The sequence below is a fragment of the Arthrobacter sp. Cza30 genome (assembly GCF_059090765.1).
In genome coordinates, this window is sequence record NZ_JBNHGA010000003.1 from 290,420 (window position 1) to 308,558 (window position 18,139).

At 71.9% G+C, this 18,139-nt stretch carries 15 protein-coding genes; 7 read left to right on the forward strand and 8 right to left on the reverse strand.

What is annotated here, in order from left to right; translation table 11 throughout:
* Nucleotides 1-86 precede the first annotated feature (86 nt).
* From AC5RVZ_RS10960 to AC5RVZ_RS10975, 4 genes are all read right to left on the reverse strand, one after another.
* Nucleotides 87-1,577: an ABC transporter permease gene (locus AC5RVZ_RS10960; protein ID WP_494065783.1), complete on the reverse strand. Its 1,491-nt coding sequence runs from the start codon at nucleotides 1,575-1,577 to the stop codon at nucleotides 87-89.
* Nucleotides 1,574-2,371: an ABC transporter ATP-binding protein gene (locus AC5RVZ_RS10965; RefSeq protein WP_494065784.1), complete on the reverse strand. Its 798-nt coding sequence runs from the start codon at nucleotides 2,369-2,371 to the stop codon at nucleotides 1,574-1,576. Before AC5RVZ_RS10965 ends, AC5RVZ_RS10960 begins: the two co-directional genes overlap by 4 nt.
* Before the next feature lie 86 nt (nucleotides 2,372-2,457).
* Nucleotides 2,458-3,105, reverse strand: coding sequence for a response regulator (locus tag AC5RVZ_RS10970; RefSeq protein ID WP_494065785.1), 648 nt, complete (start codon nucleotides 3,103-3,105; stop codon nucleotides 2,458-2,460).
* Nucleotides 3,106-3,202: 97 nt separating this feature from the next.
* Nucleotides 3,203-4,441: a sensor histidine kinase gene (locus AC5RVZ_RS10975; protein ID WP_494065786.1), complete on the reverse strand. Its 1,239-nt coding sequence runs from the start codon at nucleotides 4,439-4,441 to the stop codon at nucleotides 3,203-3,205.
* A gap of 159 nt (nucleotides 4,442-4,600) precedes the next feature.
* On the opposite strand from AC5RVZ_RS10975, the gene AC5RVZ_RS10980 reads away from it, so the two are divergent.
* Entirely contained in the window at nucleotides 4,601-5,917 is a 1,317-nt protein-coding gene (locus AC5RVZ_RS10980; protein ID WP_494065787.1) for an aspartate aminotransferase family protein, read from the forward strand.
* Nucleotides 5,918-6,020: 103 nt separating this feature from the next.
* Nucleotides 6,021-7,553 (forward strand): CoA-acylating methylmalonate-semialdehyde dehydrogenase, encoded by a 1,533-nt coding sequence (locus tag AC5RVZ_RS10985; RefSeq protein WP_494065788.1) that lies wholly within the window; start codon nucleotides 6,021-6,023, stop codon nucleotides 7,551-7,553.
* Between the two features lie 115 nt (nucleotides 7,554-7,668).
* Here the strand turns inward: AC5RVZ_RS10985 and AC5RVZ_RS10990 are convergent, their stop codons facing one another.
* Entirely contained in the window at nucleotides 7,669-8,637 is a 969-nt protein-coding gene (locus tag AC5RVZ_RS10990; protein WP_494065789.1) for a diacylglycerol/lipid kinase family protein, read from the reverse strand.
* Between the two features lie 19 nt (nucleotides 8,638-8,656).
* The gene (locus AC5RVZ_RS10995) at nucleotides 8,657-9,139 is read right to left on the reverse strand and encodes an Lrp/AsnC family transcriptional regulator (protein ID WP_494065790.1); all 483 of its coding nucleotides are present in this window, start codon (nucleotides 9,137-9,139) and stop codon (nucleotides 8,657-8,659) included.
* A 125-nt stretch (nucleotides 9,140-9,264) separates the two neighbouring features.
* Between AC5RVZ_RS10995 and AC5RVZ_RS11000 the strand changes: the two genes are divergently transcribed.
* The 3 genes from AC5RVZ_RS11000 to AC5RVZ_RS11010 all read left to right on the forward strand — a co-directional run bounded on the left by AC5RVZ_RS11000 (nucleotide 9,265) and on the right by AC5RVZ_RS11010 (nucleotide 12,772).
* Nucleotides 9,265-10,689 carry a DUF6421 family protein gene (locus AC5RVZ_RS11000; RefSeq protein WP_494065791.1) on the forward strand — a complete coding sequence of 475 codons (1,425 nt, stop codon included), beginning with the start codon at nucleotides 9,265-9,267 and terminating at the stop codon, nucleotides 10,687-10,689.
* 129 nt (nucleotides 10,690-10,818) lie between these two features.
* Nucleotides 10,819-11,496, forward strand: coding sequence for an SDR family NAD(P)-dependent oxidoreductase (locus AC5RVZ_RS11005; RefSeq protein ID WP_494065792.1), 678 nt, complete (start codon nucleotides 10,819-10,821; stop codon nucleotides 11,494-11,496).
* A 205-nt stretch (nucleotides 11,497-11,701) separates the two neighbouring features.
* The gene (locus AC5RVZ_RS11010) at nucleotides 11,702-12,772 is read left to right on the forward strand and encodes a threonine aldolase family protein (protein ID WP_494065793.1); all 1,071 of its coding nucleotides are present in this window, start codon (nucleotides 11,702-11,704) and stop codon (nucleotides 12,770-12,772) included.
* A 151-nt stretch (nucleotides 12,773-12,923) separates the two neighbouring features.
* On the opposite strand, the gene AC5RVZ_RS11015 is transcribed toward AC5RVZ_RS11010, so the two are convergent.
* Together AC5RVZ_RS11015 and AC5RVZ_RS11020 are read right to left on the reverse strand one after the other, a co-directional pair.
* Entirely contained in the window at nucleotides 12,924-14,834 is a 1,911-nt protein-coding gene (locus AC5RVZ_RS11015) for a M3 family metallopeptidase (protein ID WP_494065794.1), read from the reverse strand.
* A gap of 59 nt (nucleotides 14,835-14,893) precedes the next feature.
* Nucleotides 14,894-15,481, reverse strand: a complete 588-nt coding sequence (locus AC5RVZ_RS11020; protein WP_494065795.1) for an NUDIX hydrolase family protein — start codon at nucleotides 15,479-15,481, stop codon at nucleotides 14,894-14,896.
* Between the two features lie 82 nt (nucleotides 15,482-15,563).
* On the opposite strand from AC5RVZ_RS11020, the gene AC5RVZ_RS11025 reads away from it, so the two are divergent.
* Together AC5RVZ_RS11025 and AC5RVZ_RS11030 are read left to right on the forward strand one after the other, a co-directional pair.
* Nucleotides 15,564-16,226, forward strand: a complete 663-nt coding sequence (locus AC5RVZ_RS11025) for an alpha/beta hydrolase (RefSeq protein WP_494066275.1) — start codon at nucleotides 15,564-15,566, stop codon at nucleotides 16,224-16,226.
* Nucleotides 16,227-16,498: 272 nt separating this feature from the next.
* Nucleotides 16,499-18,103, forward strand: coding sequence for an ABC-F family ATP-binding cassette domain-containing protein (locus AC5RVZ_RS11030; RefSeq protein ID WP_494065796.1), 1,605 nt, complete (start codon nucleotides 16,499-16,501; stop codon nucleotides 18,101-18,103).
* Nucleotides 18,104-18,139 lie beyond the last annotated feature (36 nt).

The window sequence follows — 18,139 nt, forward strand, 5'->3', positions numbered from 1 at the left end:
ACGGCCGCCGCACCGTTGTAGGACCCCCCGGGCGACGATGCGGATGCCCCGGCGCGAAGCCTGCGCCGGGGCATGCCTTCCTCGCGTCAGTCGGCCAGCGCCTCCACCGGCGCGACGCGCGTGGCCAGCCGCGTGGGAACGACGGCCGCGACGAGGGTGAGCACCGCGGTCGCCGCCACGATCACGGCGACCGGCGCCCACGGCACCGCCGGGGCGACGAGGTTCGGGGCGGAGAAGGCGGGCGGCATCGGAACCGAGCCGAGCAGCGACTGCGCTCCCGCCCAGCCGTACGCGACGCCGAGCGCGAGCCCGGTGACCGTCGCCGCGATCGTGATGTGCGCGGCCTCCAGCAGCACCATGCGGCGCACCTGGTCGTTCGAGACCCCGAGCGCCCGCAGCAGCCCCAGCTCGCGTCGCCGCTGCACGACGCCGATCGTCAGAAGGTTGACCAGGCCCACGGCCGCGATGACGGCCGAGACGGCGACCAGACCCATCATGATCCCCGAGAACGTGTCGATCACGGCCTCGAAGGCGTCGTCGACCTCGCCGCCCGCGGAGGTGCGGATCACCACCTTCACCGTCTCGAGGGCGACGGCGAACATCGTCACGAGCGTCACACCCATCACCACGCCGATCGCCATGCGGCTGGAGCGCTCCGGATAGCGCAGCGCGTTCTCGGCCGCCAGCCGCGCGGTCGCCGATCCCCCGAACAGCCGGCCGACCAGCCGCAGCACGGGCGGCATGACGACGCCCGCGCCCAGGGCGAGCCCGGTGAACGAGAGGATGCCTCCCAGGAAGGCGACCACGACCCCGAGCGGCGTGATCAGGCCCAGCGCGATGCCGCCTGCGAGCAGCGCCCCGCCGATCGCGAACAGGGCGGCGGCGGCACCGTTGCGCCCCGCGCGGCGACGATACGCATCGTGGGATGCCTCGACCGAGCCCCCGAGCGCCTGCAGCGGTGTCACCGTCAGCACGCGACGTGACCCGACCCATGCGGCGGCCCACGTCGTGAGCGCGACGACGGCGGCGGGGATGAGGAGCATCGGCTGGACGACGAGATAGTCCACGCCCTCGACTCCCAGGAGCCGCTCCGCGAGCAGGATGCCTCCCGCCGACACCAGTGTGCCGCCGAGGAGGCCCGCGACGGCGCCGATGATGCCGACCGCCAGACCCTGCCGGGCGACCTCGGTGCGCTGCGACCGCGCCGACGCGCCGATGAGCCGCAGCAGCGCGATGCGGCGGGTGCGACCGGCGATCACGGTGGCGAAGGTGTTGGCCGTCACGATGGATGCCACGTACACGGCGACGCCGACCAGCAGCACGGTGAGGATCGCCAGGACGACCGCGAGGGTTCCGCTGTCGCCGATGTACGGGTCCGCGCGCAGCACCTCGGCGATGTAGCCGGTGGCCGAGAGCAGCACGACGCCGAACGCGCTGGAGATGCCCGCGACGAGGACGCTCGCGCCCATCCCTCGTTCGCGCAGCCACGCGATCCGCGACGAGGTGCCGGTGGCGCGCGGGCCGGAAGCGACCGGTCGGGGCGTCCGCTCCCGGGTGCTGTCGGCGAGCGCGGTCATCGGGTCACCGCCGGCGTGGCGGCGCCCGCGTGCGTCGCGCCGAGCTCGGACGCGAGCATGTACGCCGAGATCTCCTCGGGGCTCTGCCGCGGCTTGTCGGCGACGATCCGGCCGTCGCCGAGGAACAGCACGCGGTCGGCGTGCGAGGCGGCGACCGGGTCGTGGGTGACCATCGCGATCGACTGGCCGTGCTCGCGGCTGGCCGCCGCGAGGAGGGCGAGCACCTCGCGACCGCTGCGCGAGTCCAGGTTTCCCGTCGGCTCGTCGGCGAAGACCAGGTCCGGCGCGGTCGCGAGCGCCCGGGCGATCGCGACGCGCTGCTGCTGTCCGCCCGACAGCTGATGCGGGCGGTGGCCCAGGCGCGTCGTCAGCCCGAGCGTCTCGACGAGGCCGTCGATGCGCGCCTTCTCGAGCGCGGTGGGGCGGCGGCCGTCGAGGTCGAACGGCAGCAGGATGTTCCCGATCGCGTCGAGCGTCGGCACGAGGTTGAAGGACTGGAAGACGAAGCCGACGCGACGGCGGCGCAGGATCGTCAGCTCGAGGTCGGACAGGCCCGTGATGTCGGTGTCGCCGATCCATGCCCGACCCGCCGTGGGCGCGTCCAGTCCCGCCATGATGTGCATGAGGGTGGACTTGCCCGAGCCCGAGGGGCCCATGATCGCGGTGAACTCGCCGCGACGGATGCCGACGCTCACGCCGTCGAGGGCGCGCACGGTGCTCTCGCCGGCGCCGTAGGTCTTCGTGAGCTGCTGGACCCGGGCAGCCAGGCCGAGGTCGGTCGATGTGATCTCCATGCCTACGACGCTAGGAACGGACCCCGGTCGCGCGCGTCGGCCGGAAGGGGCATCCGCCTACATCGGAAGGATGATCCCGCCGCGGTTCAGGCCAGCCCGTGCTCGAACGCGAAGACCACGAGCTGCACACGGTCGCGGAGGCCGAGCTTGGTGAGGATGCGGCTGATGTGCGTCTTCACCGTCGCCTCGGACAGGAACTCCCGTGCGGCGATCTCGGCGTTGGACAGACCACGCGCGGCGAGCGCGAAGATCTCCCGCTCCCGCTCGGTCAGCTCGGCGTAGGACGGCGGCACCGGCGCCGGCGCGGCGTCCGCTGTCAGGTGGGCGAAGAGGTCGCGGGTGGCCGATGCCGCGATCACGGCCGACCCGGCGTGCACGGTCCTGATCGCGGCGAGCAGGAACTCCGGATCGGCATCCTTGAGCAGGAAGCCGCTCGCCCCCTGCCGGATGGCGCGCGCGGCCGCCTCGTCCAGGTCGAAGGTGGTGAGCATCACGATCCGCGGCGCGTCGGGATCGCGCAGCAGCTCGGCCGTCGCAGCGAGCCCGTCCATCACGGGCATGCGGATGTCCATCAGGACCACATCGGGCCGGGTCTGCCGCACGACATCGAGCGCCTCGCGCCCATCGGCTGCCTCCCCCACGACCTCGAGGTCGGGCTGCGAGCCCACCAGCATGCGGATGCCGGCGCGGAAGAGCGCCTGGTCGTCCACGAGCACGACCCTGATCGGCGTCATCGGTCCCCGCTCCCTGCTCTTCGTGTCCCGGTTGCTCGGGCGCATGTCCCAGAATTCCGGCTCCCTGGCGCTGCTGGACCGCGTTTGTGGGACACGCTCACGCCGCACCGCCGATCGGGATCTCGGCGCGCACGACGAAGGAGTCGTCCTCCGCTCCTGCATCGAGCCGGCCGCCCACGAGCTGGGCCCGTTCCCGCATGCCGATCATGCCGTGTCCGATCGGCGATTCCGGCCCCGGCGCGGCGACGGCCGGCACCGGCGCCGGCGTGAGGGGATTGCGCACGAGCAGCTCGACCCGGTCGGGCAGCCAGGACAGCCGCACATCCACCGGCCCACCGGGTGCACCGTGACGCAGCGCGTTGGTGAGCGCCTCCTGCAGGATGCGGTACACCGCGAGCTGGACCGATGCCGGTGGGGTGCCCGGCGGCGCCGGGTCGACATCGACCCGCAGCGCGACGCCGGCCGCTCGCACCTGGGCGTACAGGGTCTCGAGGTCGGCGAGCGTCGGCTGGGGGCCGTCCGCCTGGCTGTGGCGCAGCTGCGTCAGCAGGAGCCGGACGTCGGCGAGAGCCGCGCGCGCCGTGCCCGAGATCGTGCCGAGCGCGGTGGCCGCCGCCGCCGGATCCGCTGCGGCCGCGTAGCGCGCGCCGTCAGCCTGCGCGATGACCACCGCGAGCGAGTGCGCGACGACATCGTGCATGTCGCGGGCGATGCGGACCCGCTCCTGCTCGGCGATCGCATCGGCCTCCGCGCGCTGCTGCGCTTCGCGAGTGCGCCGGGCGCGGACAGCGCTGCGCACGAGCGCGCCGACGGTCCACGACAGCCCCAGCGCGAACGCGGCCGCCACGAGCATCATCAGCGCCAGCGGCAGCGTGCCCCAGGTGAGCCCGCCACCGGCGTACAGCGGACTCGCGGTCAGATACACCGCGATCACCAGCGCGCCGACCAGGGCGGAGACCAGCCCGGCGCGGTACACCCGCGGCGTGCCGTGCGCCGCGGTGGCGTAGAGGACGACGAAGATCGCGAGATCCGAGAAGCTCGGCGGTCGTCCGAGTCCCACCTGCAGCAGCGCGCCCGCCCAGGCCGAGGCGAGGGCCAGGCCCGGCGCGAGCCGCGCGATCGCGAGTGCCCCGCTGAAGATCATCGCGACGACCACGCCGAACAGCAGCGCCGGGCCGTTCCCCAGGATCAGCTCCGACGGCGTCGACGCGGTCATCGCCAGCTCGACGGGAGCGGCCACCACGAAGAACACTCCCGCCAGCACGACGTCGACCACGATTTGGTAGGGCTTCAGGCGGCGGAACACCGTTTCACGGTACGCGAGGCCGGATGCCACGGCATCCGTCCCGAGATGTACATCGGCGCTCCGGACGATTCGTCTGACCGCCTCGCTCAACGACCGGGATCGTCGGTTGACGCCCGCTCGTCGAGCGACGAGCGTAGCCACAGACGAATCGCCCGAGGGCGAACCGCCCCGATCTCCAGGAGCCCCCGGATGCCCGAGAACCTCGACGCCCGCGCCAAGCAGCTGGACCGCGCGCACGTGTTCCACTCGTGGTCGGCGCAGGCGGCGCTCGACCTGCCCGTCATCGCGGGAGGCTCCGGCACGACCGTGTGGGACCACGCGGGCAATCAGATGCTGGACTTCGCCAGCCAGCTGGTCAACGTCAACATCGGGCATCAGCATCCGGCCGTCGTCGCCGCCATCCAGGAGCAGGCGGCGCGCCTGGCGACCGTGGGTCCCGCCACGGCGAACCTGCAGCGCGGCGAGGCGGCCGCCCGCATCCTCGCCAAGGCGCCGGACGGGTTCTCGCGGGTCTTCTTCACCAACGGCGGGGCCGACGCGGTCGAGAACGCCATCCGCATGGCCCGGCTCCACACCGGACGTGACACCGTGCTCTCGACGTACCGGTCCTATCACGGCAACACCGGCGCGGCGATCGTGGCGACCGGCGACTGGCGACGGATGCCCAACCAGTACGCCCGCGGCCACGTCCACTTCTTCGGGCCGTACCTGTACCGCAGCGAGTTCTGGGCCACCACGCCCGAACAGGAGTCGGAGCGCGCGCTGCAGCATCTCCGCCGCGTCATCCAGGCCGAGGGCCCGGACACCATCGCCGCCATCCTGCTCGAATCCGTGCCGGGCACCGCCGGCATCCTCGTTCCGCCTCCCGGATACCTCGCCGGCGTGCGCGCTCTCGCGGACGAGTACGGCATCGTGCTGATCCTCGACGAGGTGATGGCCGGGTTCGGCCGGACGGGCCGCTGGTTCGCCTTCCAGGGCTACGACGTCGTCCCGGATCTGATCACCTTCGCCAAGGGCGTCAACTCCGGCTACGTGCCGGTGGGCGGCGTCATCATCTCCGAGGCCATCGCCCGGACCTTCGACGACCGGGTGTTCCCCGGAGGACTGACCTACTCGGGGCATCCTCTCGCGGCCGCATCGATCGTCGCCGCGATCGACGCGATGGACGGCGAAGGGATCGTCGAGCACGCCCGCCGCATCGGCGAAGAGGCGATCGGCCCCGCTCTTCGCGAACTCGCCGAGAGGCATCTGCTCATCGGCGAGGTGCGCGGCGAAGGGGTGTTCTGGGCCATAGAGCTGGTCGCCGACCGGGACACGCGCGAGCCGCTGCCGGCTGCCGTCGTCGGCGCGGTGAAGAAGGAGATCGTCGACCGCGGCGTGCTGCCCCTTCTGGCCGACAACCGCATCCATGTCGTGCCGCCGTGCGTCGTGACCGCCGACGAGGTGGCGCGGGCCGTGGAGGCGTACGACGGCGCGCTGGCGGCCGTCGCCGCCGTGACGAGGTGAGCCGTCGCGTGGACGCCGCGGACCACGGAGGGTTGCGCAGGCCCGCTCGCGGCGCAGACTGGGAACAAGCTCTCAGAAGGGGCACTCGAAGGAGAGGAACACGATGACCGACACCACGACACTCGAGCGGACCACCCCCTCCGCGACGACGATCGTCGATCACTGGGTGGGCGGACGCCCGTGGCAGGGCGAATCCGACCGCACCGGCGAGGTCTACAACCCTGCGCTGGGAACCGTGCAGCGCGAAGTGCGCTTCGCGACCGCCGAGGACACCGCCCACGCGATCTCGGTCGCCGCCGAGGCGGCCGCGTCATGGCGCAACGTGAGCATCGCCAAGCGGCAGCAGATCATGTTCGCGTTCCGCGAGATCGTCAATGCGCGCAAGGACGAGCTCGCCCGCATCCTCACCGCCGAGCACGGCAAGGTCCTCTCCGACGCGCTGGGCGAGATCGCCCGCGGCCTGGAGGTCGTGGAGTTCGCGTGCGGCCTGGGCCACCTCACCAAGGGCGCCTACAGCGAGAACGCCTCGTCCGGCATCGACGTCTACACGCTCCGGCAGCCTCTCGGCGTCGTGGGCATCATCAGCCCGTTCAACTTCCCCGCGATGGTGCCGATGTGGTTCTTCTCGGTCGCGCTCGCGGCCGGCAACGCCGTCGTGCTGAAGCCGTCGGAGAAGGACCCGAGCGCGGCGAACTGGATGGCCGCGGCACTCACCGAGGCGGGACTGCCCGACGGCGTCTTCAACGTGGTGCACGGCGACAAGGTCGCCGTCGACACGCTGCTCGGGCATCCGGACGTCGCGGCGATCTCCTTCGTCGGCTCGACGCCGATCGCGCGGTACGTCTACGAGACCGGCACCCGCAACGGCAAGCGCGTGCAGGCGCTCGGCGGCGCCAAGAACCACATGCTGGTTCTGCCGGATGCCGACCTCGACCTCGCCGCGGACGCGGCCGTCAACGCCGGGTTCGGCTCGGCCGGCGAGAGGTGCATGGCCATCTCGGTCGTCCTCGCCGTCGACACCGTCGCGGACGAGCTCGTCGAGAAGATCGCCGAGCGCATGGGCCGGCTGCGCACCGGCGACGGCACCCGCGGCTGCGACATGGGCCCGCTCATCACCGGCGCCCACCGAGACAAGGTCGCCTCGTACGTCGACATCGCCGCCGGGGACGGTGCCGAGGTCGTGGTCGACGGACGCGGCATCGAGGTCGACGGCGACCCCAACGGGTTCTGGGTGGGGCCGACCCTGCTCGACAACGTCCCGACGTCGTCGGCGGCCTATCGAGACGAGATCTTCGGACCCGTGCTGTCGGTCGTGCGCGTGACCGGCTACGAGGAGGGCCTGGGGCTCATCAACGCGAGCGACTTCGGCAACGGCACCGCGATCTTCACCAACGACGGCGGCGCCGCCCGGCGCTTCCAGCACGAGGTCAACGTCGGCATGATCGGCATCAACGTGCCGATTCCCGTGCCCGTCGCGTACCACTCGTTCGGCGGATGGAAGGCGTCGCTGTTCGGCGACGCGAAGGCTTACGGACCGCACGGATTCGAGTTCTTCACGGCCGAGAAGGCGGTCACCTCCCGCTGGCTCGACCCGTCGCACGGCGGGCTCAACCTTGGCTTCCCGCAGCACAGCTGACGCCGCGTTCCGTCTCGTCGCCGCGCTACCCCGCTCGACGACGAGACGGAACGCACTCACGGGCTGGGCTGCGGCGCCCTCGGTCGCTGAGCGAGCGAAGCGAGACGAGGCGCGCTCAGGAGCTGGGCTGCGGCGCGAAGACCGTCACGGCGTCCGCGACGGCGACGCACCGGAGGGCGAAGCCGTTCTCCGGCTGCTCCTCGAGCTCGCCGTCGTGGACGAACACCGACGGACGCCCGGGCCCCGGTCGCACGGTCATCTCGAACTCTCGGACGACCAGGCGCTCGACGTCGGTGCGCGAGGGCATGAGTCCGAGCGCACGCAGCACCGCGGCGGTCCGTCGGCCGAAGGCGAGGGAGGCCACCGCGCGCAGGCGTGTGCCGCGCGCGTGGTGGATGCGCACGTCGAGCACCGGATCCTCGAGCTCGGAGCGCTGCATCGTGGCGACCCTGTCCGGGTCGTTGCGGCCCACGCCGACGAACACGGACCACACGCGGGCGCGCCGGCCGTTCCGCAGGATCGTGATCGGCTCCGCGCCGCGCATCGTTCGCCACGCGGCGACGACGCCGCCCAGCCACTTGCCGAGGCTTTCGCGGCGGCGGTCGCGCTCCTCGATGAGCTCGGGATACGTGCCGACCGAGACGGCGTTGAGCGCGAGGTGCTCCGGACCCTCGTCCGCCGAGAACGCGATCGCGCTGGCCTGGCGGGTGAGGCCCGCCTCGAGCGCGTCGATCGCCGAATCGACCGTGAGACCGGCCGACCGCGCGAAGTGGTTGAACGTGCCGCCGGGCAGGACGAGCAGCGGCCGGTCGTAGCGCCGGGCGAGATCGGCCATGCGCGAGACGGAGCCGTCCCCGCCGTAGACGCCGAGGATGCGCGGCGGCGCATCCGAGGTCATCGCCTCGGCGACGACCGTCTCGATGTCCTCACCCTCGGTCAGCTCGCGCACGACCGCCGCGGGGAGCCGATCGGCGAGGATCTGAGCCGGATCCGACCGGATCACCGCCGACCCCGACTGCGCGTTGCGGACGATGAGGACGCCGTGGCCGGGAGCCGCGTCGGTCGGGTGCGGCGCGTCGGTCATGCCATGAGGCTACCGGGCATCAGGCCGGCAGGATGGGCCGGTTCTCGTAGAAGGTCTGCAGCACGACGGTCGTGCGCGTGTTGACCGAGGCGGCCGAACGGATGTCGCGGATCAGAGACTCGAGGTGGCGAGGGCTGGCGACCCGGACGAACAGCATGTAGCTCGCCTCCCCCGCGATGGAGTGACACGCCTCGATCTCGGCCAGGTGCTCGAGCAGTTCGGGCGCGTTGTCGGGCTGCGCGGGGTCCAGCGGCGTGATCTCGATGAACGCCGAGAGCGGCTTGCCCACCGCCTCGGGGTCCACGCTCGCGCGATACCCGGTGATGACACCGCGCGCTTCGAGCTTGCGCAGCCGCGACTGCACCGCCGAGACCGACAGGCCCGCGGCCGCCGAGAGCTCGGCGAGGGTCGCCCGCGCGTTGTGCGACACCTCGCGGACGATGCTCGCGTCGATGTCATCGTCGAGTCGTCCGGGGACGGCCGCGTCCTCGGGGGTGGGCATGCGTCAAGAGTACCGTCACACCGGCGCCGGCAGGAAGATTTACGGTGCCGACTACAGTTTACCGGAACAGATCCCGTACACTGTTCCGCGAGCAGTATCGCTTGCTTGAAGATCGGAGGTTCGACGTGTCCACCAGCCTTGCCCGCACGAAGGCCGTCATCGGCGACGGTGAGCTCCCGGTGGAGCGCACGTCCGCATGGCTCGCGCTCAAGGACGCCGCGACGGCATTGCAGGCCCTGCAGGTGAAGGACGGGTCCATCCCCGCGGATGCCGCACCCGACGCCCACGCTGCTGCACGGCGCCACGTCGACGCGATCACCGAGGCCATCGAGGAGCTGCGCCCCCGGTTCCCGCACGACGACGAGTACCTGGCCGCGTCGATCGCCGACTTCCGCCGGTGGGCGGACGCGGGGTTCGGCGTGCCGGACTTCCTCGACTCGCTCGTCGCCTTCCAGCCCCAGCGGCACCGGGTCGACGGCATCCGTCACCTGGTCGTCTTCCCGATGTACACCCAGAACGGGTCGCCGGATCGTCACGTCGAGGCGGTGCTCGTCGAGGTGATCTGGCCTGAGTTCATCGCGCGGCTGGAGGCCGGCGACTACTCGAACGCGCTCTTCGTGTCGCTGCGGTTCATCGACTTCACACCCGGCTACGACACCAACTCCGCCGTGCTCTTCCCCGAGACCGTTGCCATGCGCGAGATCCCCGCGTTCATGTGGGGCGCGATCTTCCAGGACCGCGAAGCGGCGCGGTACCGCCGGGTGGTGCGTGCCGCCGCCGAGATCACGAAGCTGGACCTCCCGCACGACGCGGCGCGCATGCTGGATGACCAGACGCTCACGGAGAAGACCTTCGTGATGTGGGACATCATCCACGACCGCACGCACATGCGCGGCGACCTGCCTTTCGACCCGTTCATGATCAAGCAGCGGATGCCGTACTTCCTGTACTCGCTCGAGGAGCTGCGGTGCGACCTGACGGCATTCCGCGAGTGCGTCGCGATCCAGAAGCGGCTGACCGCGCGGGTGGAATCCGGTGAGAGCCTCGACGCCGCCGAGGCGGAGATGCTCGAGCACGCGCGGCTCGTGCAGTACGCCGTGATCTTCGACCGCATCTTCCGGTTCGCGATCACCGGCACGCGGGTGCGCAACTACGACGGCCTCGGGGGCCAGCTGCTGTTCGCGTGGCTGCATCAGCGCGGCGTGCTACACTGGACCGACACGGCTCTCGCGTTCGACTGGGACGAGGTGCCCGCAGCCGTCGTGGCGCTCGGCGAGGCCATCGACGAGCTGTACTGGCGGTCGATCGATCGGCCGAAGACGGCGCACTGGCTCGCGGCCTACGAGCTGGTGCGCGGCACGCTGACGCCGAACCCGGCCTCGCAGTGGGCACGCGGCCTGCCCGATGAGATCCTCGCCGGAGCCCCGAAGGGCTACACCGACGCGGTCCTGGACGATGAGTTCCCGCTGTCGATGTTCTACGAGGCGCTCGAGAAGAAGATGCGCCCGGTCATCGCATCGACGGCGGGCATCACCGGCGCCAGTGCCTGATCCCGGGCTCGCCTGGCTTCAGGCATCCGTCGAGACCGCACATCCTCGCCGAGGACGCACGCTGCGCGCGTCGACAGCGTGGTGTCTCGGCGAGACCGCACGGTCTCGACGAGGTGGGAGTATCGAGGCATGAGCGTCGCTGAGCGAGTTGTCCTGATCGCCGGTGCCACCAGCGCCTCCGGCCTCGCCGCCGCCCGGGCTCTGAGCGGGGCCGGGGCGCGCGTGGTCGCGGTCGGCCGGAATCGGAACCGGCTCGACGCCCTGGGCGCGGAGGTGCCGGGCGCGGGGGTCGAGGTGTGCGACCTCACCGACGAGGACGCGGTCGCGGAGCTCGCCGACCGCGTCCACGAGAAGGAGGGCGCCGTGGACGGCGTCCTGCATCTCGTCGGCGGCTGGCGCGGCGGCGGCGGGCTCGCGGGGCAGACGGACGCCGACTACCGCATCCTGGAAGGGTCGCTGACCGCCCTGCGGCACGTCAGCCGCGCGTTCGACGACGACCTGCGCGCCTCTGAGGCCGCCCGCACCGCGATCGTGTCGTCCACGGCCGTCGCCCGCCCCCTCGCCGGCGGCGCGAACTACGCGGCGGTCAAGGCCGCGAGCGAGGCGTGGGCGCGCGCCGTCGCACAGGGGTTCGCGAAGGCGGCCCGGGATTCGGGCCGCCCGCTGGCGGCGGCATCCGTCATCTTCCGGGTCAAGAGCTTGTCGGGCCTCGAGGAGGCGCTCGCGCAGCGGTTCGCCGACCTGTGGATGAGCGAGGCCGGCGAACTCAACGACACCATCGTCGAGCTGACCGACCCGTCGCTCTGACCGTCGGGCGGCCGAGGGCCCGCCGAGCCCCGGCGGGTCCACCCACTCACCGGAGCGTACGCCCGCCTCTTCGTTCGCAACTCAGGCAGATCCGCCCCCGGCGGGCGCCTGACTCCGCGTCGCAGCCGTTTCGCCTGAATTGTGCGCACCACAGCGGGGGCGCAGCGTCCGCTCGCCCTCGCACGACGACATAGATTGGATGCTCGTGACCACGATCCACGACCCGAACCTCCGCGGCTTCGCATCGGACAACTACTCCGGCATCCACCCGGAGGTGCTCGCGGCCATCGCCGCGGCGAACGACGGGCATCAGGTGTCGTACGGCGACGACGTGTACACCGAGCGCCTGCAGGAGGTGTTCGTCCGGCACTTCGGCGAGGGCGTCGAGGCGTTCCCGGTCTTCAACGGCACGGGCGCGAACGTCGTGGGGCTGCAGTCGATGCTGCCGCGCTGGGGCGCCGTCATCACGGCGGGCACCGCGCACATCAACGTCGACGAGGGAGGCGCGCCCGAGCGCGTCGCGGGCATCAAGCTGCTCACCGTGCCGACCGACGACGGCAAGCTCACTCCCGAGCTCATCGACCGCGAGGCGTGGGGCTGGGGCGACGAGCACAGGGCGCAGCCGCTCGCGGTCTCGATCACGCAGTCGACGGAGCTGGGCACGCTCTACACGGTGGACGAGGTGCGGGCCATCGCGGAGCATGCCCACGGCCTCGGGATGAACGTGCACATGGACGGCTCCCGCATCTCCAACGCCGCCGCGGCGCTCGGCGTGCCCTTCCGCGAGTTCACCCGCGATGCCGGTGTGGACGTCCTCAGCTTCGGCGGCACCAAGAACGGCGCGATGCTGGGCGAGGCGGTCGTCGTCCTCAACCCCGAGGCGTCGCGCGGCATGAAGTTCCTGCGCAAGCTCGACATGCAGCTCGCCTCGAAGATGCGGTTCGTGTCGGCGCAGCTGCTGGCGCTGCTCGAAGGCGACCTGTGGCTGCGCAACGCGTCGCACTCGAACGCGATGGCCCAGCGCCTGCGCGCCGGCATCGAGGCGGGGCTGGCGGACGGCTCGATCCGGGGTGTGAGCTTCACGCAGCCGACGCAGGCCAACGGCGTCTTCGCCACGCTCCCCGTCGGCGTCGCCGACCGGCTGCGGGCCTCGTTCCGGTTCTACGACTGGGATGCCGCGAAGAACGAAGTCCGCTGGATGTGCAGCTTCGACACGGCCGAGAACGACATCGACGCGTTCATCGCCGCGATCGCCCGCGAGACCACCGCGGGCTAGACCCCCGCGACCGCACCGACTGCAGGGACTTCCCCGCTTCCGCAGGAGCTTCCGCCCGGAGATCTCCTGCGCAGGGCCGCATCTCCTGCTGAAGGCCTGCTGAAGGCGGGGAAGCCCGCGGATGCCGTCGAAGCGGGCCGGGAGCTCGGACTCACGCCCCGGACAGCCATTCCCGGTACGCGTCGAAGGTGAACGGGCGCCCGAGGAAAGCCTCGACGAGGTCGCCGGCATTGCGCGACCCGCCGCGCTCGAGGATCGCGGTGCGGTACCGCAGTGCGGCATCCGGATCCATCAGCCCGGCGGAGAAGCCGGTGAGCAGGTCGCGCGCGATCACGAGGCTCCACTGGTACGTGTAGTAGCAGGCCCCGTAGCCGGTGAGGTGCCCGAATCCGGCGTAGGGGTGCATACCCGGGAGCGGCTGCACGGGACTGGTGGACGCGTAGATGCGCTCCGTCTCGGCCTGCAGGTCCTCGGGACGGTCGACGTGCAGGTGATACGACACGTTCGCGTGCCCGAGCTGACGACGCACTTCGAGGGCGCGCCCGAACGCGTCCGCGGTGCGCATGCGGGCGACCAGGTCCGCCGGGATCGGGGCGCCCTCGGCATCGGCGCTGAACGACGCGAGGACGTCGGCATCCCACGCCCATTCCTCCAGCAGCTGGCTGGGCGCCTCGACGAAGTCCCATTCGGTCTCGAAGCCGGTGAACCGCGCGAACCGCTGGCGACCGCCGAGGATCTCATGCACGAGGTGGCCGAACTCGTGGAAGAACGTCACGACCTCGTCGTGCTCGAGCAGGCCGCGCGAGAAGTTGCACAGCAGCGTCGCCTCGGCGAGGACCCGCCCCGGGATGCCGGGGGCGAGGGGGAAGCACGCCGCGTGGCTGTACTTGCCCTCCCGTGGGTGGAGGTCGAGGTGGATGCGGCCGATCCGCTCGCCGCCGCGGAGCACGTCGTAGGTGCGCACGTCCTCGTGCCATGCGGGGTCGTCGGCCGCGACGTACCGCACGTCCAGCAGCCGCGCGGTCACATCGAGCACGCCGTCGAGCACCCGCTCGAACGGGAAGTACGACCGCACGAGCTGCGCGTCGACGTCGTGCTGTTCCCGCTTGAGCGCGCTCAGCAGGTACCAGAAGTCGGCGATCGTCACCGCGTCGATACCCGGGATGTCGCGGCGCAGGCGTTCGAGCAGCTCGGCGTACTCGGCCTCGGCCGCCTCGCGGGATGCCTCGTCCAATCGCGCGAGGAACGACGGGATCTCCGCTCCGGCGCCGATCATGCGCGTCTCGGTCTCGTAGTCGGCCCAGTCGGAGTAGCCCAGCAGGCGAGCTCGCTCGGCTCGCACCTCGAGGAGCTCTCGGAGCACCTCCTCGTTGTCGGGCCACGCCAGGTCGTTGTACGCGCTCACGAGCGCGACGCGCGTCGCACGGTCGGTGGCGTATTCGCGGACCGGCATGAGATCGGGGTAGTCCGTCGACAGGGTCACGAAACCCTGCTCGTCCGCCGGGTGCGCGTCGAGGAAGTCCTGCGGCAGGCCGGCGAGTCCGGCCAGCGGGACGGTCACCTGGCGCCGCCCCTCGCGGATGTTGCGCGAGAACGTCAGCGACAGCTCGGTGTCGCGTTCGGTCAGCGATCGCACGCGCTCGCGCGCCGCGTCCTCCAGCTCCACGCCCCCGCGACGGAAGTCGCGCAGCAGGTGGTCCAGCAGGCGCGTCTCATCCTCGGCGAGACCGTCCGTGCCGGCGCCGGCGAACGCGTGCCACAGGTCACGGTCGAGCAGGCGCGCCGTCGAGAGCGACTCCAGGGACTGCACCTGGTTCTCGGCGAGCTTCCGCACCGCCGGGTCGGGATGCGCCTCGCTGACGACGTACGCCTCGCTCAGCGCCTCCCGCAGCGCGATGTCGGCGTCGTTCCACAGCTCCAGTCGCTCCGCCGTCGTCAGCGCCGGCTCCGATCGCAGCCGTGCGTCGATGGCGTGCACCGCGGCGATGCGCTCGGCGGGACGCTCGGTCGCGAACGCGGTCCAGCCCGCGGCGTCGGTGGGGAAGGCGATGGGCTCGGTCACCCTGCGAGCCTATTGCCGGGCCCGCTCCCAGCGCACGGGCCGGACGACCGTGACGCGTCTCAGCGCAGGGCGCCGACGCTGGCCAGCGCGAGTCGGATGAGCGTGCCGCGCCCGCCCTCCATCTCGGCCGCGAGGGCATCGGAGGACGCCTCCTGCGGCGTCAGCCACGTCACCTCGAGCGCATCCTGCCGCGGCTCGCATGTGCCGGTGACGGGCACCACGAACGCCAGCGAGACGGCGTGCTGCCGGTCGTCGTGGAAGGCGCTGACGCCCGGGAGGGGGAAGTACTCGGCGACCGTGAAGGGCACCGGCTGCGGCGGCAGCAGCGGGAACGCCATCGGGCCGAGGTCGTTCTCGAGATGGCGGAACAGCGCGTCGCGCACCGTCTCGCCGTACCGCACGCGTCCGGACACGATGGTCCGGGTGATCTCGCCGACGGGCGTCGCCCGCAGCAGGATGCCGACCTCTGTCACCTGCCCCAGGCCGTCGGTGCGGACGGGCACGCCCTCGACATAGAGCATCGGCAGGCGCCGTCGGGCCTCCTCCAGCTCGATGTCGCTCAGCCACGCGGGGTTGGAGACGTTCCCCGTCGGTGGGCCGAACGGCTCGTCGCCCGCCGGTTCGGGGTCAGGAGTGCGCACGGACATGACTCCTGTATACCCCTTCGGCCTGCGCGACGCCGGGTACGCCGGCCCCCGGCACGTCACCGGCCGGTGGGAGGATGAGGGCATGTCGGAGCCGCTGATCCTCGATGCCGACGCCGTCCTGTGGTCCGTCGACCGTGCCGCGATCGCCGGACGCCCGCTGCTGCTGCTCCTGCACGGCTATGGCGCCGACGAGCACGATCTGTATGCGCTGCGTCCGTTCCTCCCCGACCAGTTCGCGGTCGCGAGCCTCGCGGCACCGCTCGCACCGCCGTGGCCGGCGCCAGGCCGCTCCTGGTACCCGATCGAGGGCCTCGAGAGCCGGGATGCCGCGCACGTGACCCGGGCCGCCGAGGCGGTCGTCGCCTGGACCGGCGCGCACGCCGAGGCGGCGGCATCCGTGGGGCTCCTCGGCTTCTCGCAGGGCGGCGCCGTGGCGATCCAGGCGCTCCGCCTGGATCCGGAGCGCTTCGCGTTCGCGGTGAACCTCTCCGGCTATGCCACACCCGGCGAGCTGCCCCGCGACGGCGACCTGGCCGAGATCAAGCCGCCGGTGTTCTGGGGCCGGGGCACGCATGACGACGTCATCCCGCCGTTCCTCATCGAGCACACCACGCAGTGGCTGCCCGGCCGGGTCGAGCTCAGCGGCCGGGTCTATCCCGGGCTCACGCACAGCGTCTCCGAGCAGGAGCTCGCCGACGTCGACGCCTTCCTGCGCAAGCGTCTCGAGGACGCCATCGCTCGGTAGAAGCCGGGGCCGGTAGCCGCCGGAGCCCTTCACGCGGGCCGGCCCATGCACTATGGTGTCTGACGGCCTTGTCCCCGACGTGAGGAAGACCAGTGGAGCTGATCGACGCGACCGCGCTGTTCTCGCGCTGACCGTCGTCCCGACGCCAGCGCATCCGCATCCGCGCTGACCGTCGAACCGCCGCTCCTCCTGGTTCCCGAGCCCCTCGCAGGGCAGGACGTCCGGGCATCCGCGGCCCCGGTGTCAGCGCATGACTGACACAGGAGGCCTCCATGGCTGTACACACCCTCACTCCGACGATCATCCTCGATCGCGTCTCGTTCGCGTGGCCCGACGGCACGGTCGCCCTCGCTGACCTCTCGGGTTCGTTCGGCGCCGGCCGCACGGGGCTGGTCGGTCGCAACGGCGCCGGCAAGTCGACGCTGCTGCGCCTGATCGCCGCTGAGCTCGCACCGACGTCCGGTCACATCACGCGGACATCCGATGCCGCGTACCTGCCGCAGCGCCTGACGCTCGACGTCGACCGGCCCGTCGCCGACCTGCTCGGCGTGGGCGACGCCCTGCGCGCGCTGCGCGCCATCGAAGCGGGCGACCCGGATCCGCGGCACTTCGACGCCGTCGGAGACGACTGGGACGTCGAGGCGCGCTCGCATGCGGCGCTGGCGGAAGCCGGCCTCGCGCCCGACATGCTGGACCGCAGCGTGGGGCAGCTCTCCGGTGGCGAGGCGGTGCTCACCGCGATCGCCGGCATCCGCCTCCGCGGTGCGCCCATCGCGCTGCTGGACGAGCCCACCAACAACCTGGACCGTGACGCGCGGGAGCGCCTGTACGACATGGTGCGCTCGTGGCGGGGCGCGCTCGTCGTGGTCAGTCACGACGTCGCGCTGCTGGAGCTCATGGACGACACCGCCGAGCTGTACGGCAGCGTGCTGTCGGTGTTCGGCGGCCCGTACTCGCAGTGGCGCGCGTGGCTGGATGCCGAACAGGATGCCGCCCGCGACGCCGAGCGCGCGGCACGGCAGGCGGTCAGCCGCGAGAAGCGCCAGCGCATCGAGGCCGAGACGACCATCGCCCGCCGGCAGCAGATGGGCCGCAAGGCGCAGATCGAGAAGCGGGTCCCGAAGATCGTCGCGGGAGGCCGCAAGATGGCCGCCCAGGTCTCGGCCGGCAGACTTCGCGGCGAGAAGGCCGACCGGGAAGCGGCGGCGCGCGAGGCCCTCGACGCCGCCGAGCGCCGCGTCCGCGACGATGACGGCGTGCGGATCGACCTGCCCGACCCGGGCGTGCCCGCGGGTCGCCGCATCGCGACCCTCGGTGACGGCGCACGCTCCTGGATCGTCCAGGGGCCCGAGCGGGTGGCGCTGATCGGTCCCAACGGTGCCGGCAAGACCACGCTGTTGGAGCGACTGCTGGGCGGGACGGCGCACACCTCAGCGTCGGACCGCGGGCATCTCGCGCTGCACACCGACCGCGTGGGCTACCTTCCGCAGCGGGTCGACGGGCTCGATGAGAGCGCCTCCGTCCTCGAGAACGTCGCGGCGTCGGCACCGGGTGTGGGAACCGTCGAGCTGCGGAACCGGCTGGCGCGATTCCTCATCCGCGGCGCCGCCGTCGAGCGGCCGGTCGCGACGCTGTCGGGCGGGGAGCGGTTCCGTGTGGCGCTCGCGCGGCTGCTCCTGGCCGACCCGCCGCCCCAGCTGCTGGTCTTCGACGAGCCGACGAACAATCTCGACCTGGACACGGTGGATCAGCTGGTCGACGGCCTCGCCGCGTACCGCGGTGCGGTGCTGGTCGTGAGCCACGACGATGCGTTCCTGGACCGCATCGGCGTCGATCTCGTCCTCGAACTCAGAGACGGCGTCCTCACCGAGCGGTGACCCGTCGCTCCCGGCATCCGGTCGCCGACGGCGGCC